Annotated in this window: 7 protein-coding genes; 5 read left to right on the top strand and 2 right to left on the bottom strand. The window is 67.7% G+C overall.

Features of this window, described 5'->3' with window-relative positions:
- Positions 1–43: 43 nt before the first annotated feature.
- The 5 genes from rpsF (at position 44) to dnaB (ending at position 3,149) form a co-directional block, all read left to right on the top strand.
- Complete coding sequence (gene rpsF, locus ACIY1X_RS23925) at positions 44–418, top strand: 30S ribosomal protein S6 (protein WP_038209473.1); 375 nt, start codon at positions 44–46, stop codon at positions 416–418.
- A 1-nt stretch (position 419) separates the two neighbouring features.
- Positions 420–725, top strand: coding sequence for a primosomal replication protein N (priB, locus tag ACIY1X_RS23920; protein ID WP_399685515.1), 306 nt, complete (start codon positions 420–422; stop codon positions 723–725).
- A gap of 21 nt (positions 726–746) precedes the next feature.
- Positions 747–1,028 (top strand): 30S ribosomal protein S18, encoded by a 282-nt coding sequence (gene rpsR / locus ACIY1X_RS23915; RefSeq protein ID WP_038209478.1) that lies wholly within the window; start codon positions 747–749, stop codon positions 1,026–1,028.
- Between the two features lie 15 nt (positions 1,029–1,043).
- The gene (gene rplI, locus ACIY1X_RS23910; RefSeq protein WP_399685512.1) at positions 1,044–1,496 is read left to right on the top strand and encodes a 50S ribosomal protein L9; all 453 of its coding nucleotides are present in this window, start codon (positions 1,044–1,046) and stop codon (positions 1,494–1,496) included.
- 246 nt (positions 1,497–1,742) lie between these two features.
- Positions 1,743–3,149, top strand: coding sequence for a replicative DNA helicase (dnaB, locus tag ACIY1X_RS23905; protein WP_399685509.1), 1,407 nt, complete (start codon positions 1,743–1,745; stop codon positions 3,147–3,149).
- Positions 3,150–3,172: 23 nt separating this feature from the next.
- On the opposite strand, the gene ACIY1X_RS23900 is transcribed toward dnaB, so the two are convergent.
- Positions 3,173–3,892, bottom strand: a complete 720-nt coding sequence (locus ACIY1X_RS23900; protein WP_399685506.1) for a helix-turn-helix transcriptional regulator — start codon at positions 3,890–3,892, stop codon at positions 3,173–3,175.
- Positions 3,893–3,907: 15 nt separating this feature from the next.
- Positions 3,908–4,354: a GyrI-like domain-containing protein gene (locus ACIY1X_RS23895; RefSeq protein ID WP_399685504.1), complete on the bottom strand. Its 447-nt coding sequence runs from the start codon at positions 4,352–4,354 to the stop codon at positions 3,908–3,910.
- Positions 4,355–4,645 lie beyond the last annotated feature (291 nt).

Raw genomic sequence — 4,645 nt, 5'->3', positions numbered from 1 at the left:
GCCTGGACGCGGCGGGTGGCTTCACGAACCCACAAGGAGTGCCATGCGTCACTACGAGATCATTTTGCTGATCCACCCGGATCAGAGCGAACAGGTTCCGGCCATGCTGGAGCGCTACAAGGGCATGATCGCCGCCGGCAACGGCAAGGTGCATCGTGTCGAGGACTGGGGCCGCCGCCAGCTGGCCTACCAGATCAACAAGCTGAACAAGGCGCACTACCTGTGCATCAACATCGAGGCCGACCAGGCCGTGATGGGCGAGCTGGAACACGCCTTCAAGTTCAACGACGCCGTGCTGCGCCACCTGACGGTGCAGAAGAAGAAGGCCGACACCGGCCCGTCGTCGATGATGAAGACGGTCGAGCGCGAAGAGGCCCGCAAGGCTCAGCAGGCCGAGTACGCCGCCAACAACAGTTGATGTGACGCGGTCGGGTGCGGCCAACCAGCTCGTGCTGACGGCCTGCATCACCGAACTCGCCGCCTTGCGTTTCACCCCCGCCGGCCTGCCCGCCGTCGACCTGCGACTCGAGCACGAGTCGACGCTCGAAGAAGCAGGGCAGACCCGCCAGGTGAAGGCGGCCCTGAAGGCGGTGGCCTTCGGTTCGGTGGCCGAGCGGCTCGCACGGCAGGCACTGGGCAGCCAATGGCTCCTCAGGGGTTTCCTGGCCACGCCGCGCAACGCGAAGCACCCGGTCTTCCACGTCACCGAGTTCCAGCAAGATTAATTTTCGAAAAGAGGTCCCGAAATGGCCACGTTCAAGAAATTCAACAAGGACAAGCGTCCCAAGCGCAACAGCCAGTCGCTGCTGTTCAAGCGCAAGCGCTTCTGCCGCTTCACCGTCGCCGGCGTCGAGGAGATCGACTACAAGGACATCGACACCCTGCGCGACTTCATCAGCGAGAACGGCAAGATCATCCCGGCGCGCCTGACCGGCACCCGCGCGATCTACCAGCGGCAGCTCAACACGGCCATCAAGCGCGCGCGCTTCCTGGCGCTGGTGCCCTACACCGACCAGCACCGCATCTGAGGAGAGGCCTGAACCATGCAAGTCATTCTTCTGGACAAGGTCGTCAACCTCGGCGCCCTGGGTGAGATCGTCAAGGTCAAGGACGGCTACGCCCGCAACTTCCTGATCCCCAGCGGCCGCGCCCGCCGCGCCACCGAAGCCGCCAAGGCGGAATTCGAGGCCCGCCGCGCCGAGCTGGAAAAGGCCGCTGCCGAAAAGCTGGCCGCCGCGCAGGCGCAGGGCGAGAAGCTGGCCGGCACCACGGTCAAGCTGACGCAGAAGGCCGGCGTCGACGGCCGCCTGTTCGGCTCCGTCACCAACCACGACATCGCCGACGAGCTGAAGAAGCTGGGCTACGACGTGGCCAAGTCGCAGGTGCGCCTGCCCAACGGCCCGATCAAGACCGTGAGCGACACCACCGTCAGCGTGCAACTGCACACCGACGTGGTGGTCGACATCACCGTCACGGTGTACGGCGAGACGGCGTAACAAGCCAGGCTCGTCCCCACCCGGAAAGGGCCGCCTTTGGGCGGCCCTTTTCTCTTGCGGCGCCAGTGGCAGGCCGGCAACGGTGCACAGTCTTCAGCGAGGCTTGCACCGGCTGTCCCCAGCGTTGTCCACAGGCCGCGTCGCCTCGCGCTTCTTTTTTGTAAGCAAGCGGCCTCGAAAGCGGCTGCGCGGGTGGACTGGCGGTGCCGGTCTGCCGACAATTTTTGGCTTGCCTTCCTGCGCCTCATGTCCGCTGTCTTCTCCTTCCCCGACGACCCCCGCCCCGACGACCGCCAGGTCGCGCAACTGCGCGTTCCGCCGCACTCCATCGAGGCCGAGTCCAGCGTGCTCGGCGGCCTGCTGCTGGACAACGGCGCCTGGGACCGCTGCGGCGACCTGCTGGTCGACGCCGACTTCTACCGCCACGAGCACAAGCTGATCTTCGCGGCCATCGGCCAGCTCATCAACGCCAACAAGCCGGCCGACGTCATCACCGTCCACGAGCAGTTGCAGAGCCTGGGCAAGTCGGAGGAGGTGGGCGGGCTGGTCTACCTGAACGCGCTGGCGCAGTACGTACCGAGCGCCAGCAACATCCGCCGCTACGCGGAGATCGTGCGCGAGCGCTCCATCCTGCGCAAGTTGATTTCCGCCTCGGACGAGATCGCTACCAACGCCTTCAACACGCAGGGCAAGGCGGTCGACAAGCTGCTGGACGAGGCCGAGCAGAAGATCTTCAACATCGGCGAGGAAGGCTCGCGGATGAAGCAGGGCTTCCAGAGCATGGAGTCCCTGGTGGTCGAGCTGCTCGATCGCGTGACCGAGATGGCCGACAACCCCAACGACATCACGGGGGTGCGCACCGGCTTCTACGAATTCGACAAGATGACCTCGGGCCTGCAGCCGGGCGACATGATCGTGCTGGCGGCGCGTCCCTCGATGGGCAAGACCTCGCTGGCCATCAACATCGCGGAGCACGTGGCGATCGAGGAGGGGCTGCCGGTGGCGGTGTTCTCGATGGAAATGGGCGCCGCGCAACTGGCGGTGCGTATCGTCGGCTCCATCGGCCGCATCGACCAGGGCCACCTGCGCACCGGCAAGCTGACGGACGAGGAGTGGCCGCGGCTGACCGAGGCCATCGAGAAGCTGCGCAACGTCTCGCTGCACATCGACGAGACGCCGGGGCTGACCACGAGCGAGCTGCGCGCCAATGCGCGGCGCCTGGCGCGGCAGTACGGGCGCCTCGGCCTGATCGTGGTCGACTACCTGCAGCTGATGAGTGTGTCCAGCAGCATGAGCGACGAGAACCGCGCCACGGCGGTGGGCGAAATCTCGCGCGGCCTGAAGATGCTGGCCAAGGAGCTGAAGTGCCCGGTGATCGCGCTGTCGCAGCTCTCGCGCGGGGTCGAAAGCCGCACCGACAAGCGCCCGATGATGAGCGATCTGCGCGAGTCCGGCGCCATCGAGCAGGACGCGGACCTGATCATGTTCATCTACCGTGACGACTACTACAACAAGGAGTCGAAGGAGCCGGGCGTGGCCGAGGTCATCATCAGCAAGCACCGCAATGGCCCGACGGGCACGGTGAAGCTGGCCTTCCTCAAGCCGCTGACCAAGTTCGAGAACCTGGCGCTGGGCACGGGCGACGACTTCTGATCGGGTGATGCCGCCGCGGCGGGCTATGGCTTCGCCGGCGGCACGCAGGCGGTGTTCTGTCCTGCCGGCTTGCGCATGAGCCGCAGCAGGTCAGCCAGCGTCTTGCCCGGCTCGTCGCGGAAGCGCTCGTCCAGCACCTGCACGGCGTCGATGCGGTCCACGCGAAAGCCGCGGAAATCGCCGCGCAGTTCGCACCAGGCCGACAGCGTCCAGACCTTGCCCCAGTAGAAGCAGCCCAGCGGGCGCACCGTGCGGCGGCTGGCGGCGTCGTTGACGTCGCGGTAGTCCAGCCGCAGCTTCTGCCGCGCCTGCACGGCTTCGCGCAGCGCCTGCAGGTGCGCGCGCGTGGCATCGTTCATCGCGATGGCCGGCGCGTACAGCGCCAGCGCCTCGGCCGAGACGCGCGCAGCGGGAGGCAGCACCGACAGGATCTTGCCCAGCGCGTTCTCGATGTCGCCCGCCATGGCGGCATCGACCCAGCTCTGGGCGAGCCGTGCCGCCGCCACCAGCGCCCGCGCTTCGTCTTGCGTGAACATCAGCGGCGGCAGCTCGAAGCCCGCGCCCAGGCGATAGCCGATGCCGGCCTCGCCTTCGATCGGCACGCCCTGGTGCTGCAGGTCGGCCACGTCGCGGTAGACCGTGCGCTCCGACACCTCCAGCCGCCGCGCCAGGAAGGCGGCGGTGGTGAGCCGCCGCCCGCGGATGAGCTGGACGATCTGGAACAGGCGGTCGGCACGGCGCATGGCGGGAGGGACAGGTCACTCGACGCCGATGTGGATCGTGAGGTCCGTGGGGCTGGTGTAGGCCTCGAAATCGCTGCGGTAGCTACGCCTGATCTCGGGGTGCGCCTCGAAGTAGCGCCAGATGCGCTGCCAGGCGTCCAGCACCGCCTGCGGCATCTCGCCGTGGGCCTCGAACACCAGGTAGTCGCCGGCCGCGACCTGCACCGTGCCGCCTTGCGACACGGCCACGCCGGCGATGACGTCGAAGGCCCCATCGGCGTCGGACTCGTAGTTCGCGTACACGCCGAAGTTGCGGTCGTCGGCGGTGCGGTGCGGCGTGCGAGCGTACACCTCCTCGGCGAAGAAGCGCTGCCAGAGGCCGCCGATGCGCATGGTGGCCGGGGCGTTTTCCTCGGCGTTGGTGGTGCGCACGCGCAGGCCCGCGACCGAGAAGGCCTCCTGCTGCTGACGTGTCGGTTCCATGATGTGCAGTCTCCCGGGTGATGTCACGGGCCGGATCGGCCAGGTCGGCCCGCAAGGCACCTCGCAGGCCTGCGCATAGCGTACATCTCGCTGCCGGGATGCGAGGCGGCCGCCGATGCCGGCGCGGGCCCGGCCGCGGCGCGGTCGCGTCCGCGCTGCGGGCGTCCGGCGCCGGCGGCCGCATGCGGGTCGTCACGGGCCTGCAGGAACAGGCGCAAGGGGAAGCGGATCGGCATGGCCTTGTATCTTTAAGCCTCGGACCGGCTCGGGTAGCCCGAGCGGCCTCTGGGA

Origin of the sequence: Xenophilus sp. (assembly GCF_044462705.1) — a bacterium.
Taxonomy (GTDB): domain Bacteria; phylum Pseudomonadota; class Gammaproteobacteria; order Burkholderiales; family Burkholderiaceae_C; genus Xenophilus; species Xenophilus azovorans.
Note: the sequence above shows the minus strand (reverse complement) of the source record. Positions and strands in the feature narration are given on the sequence as shown.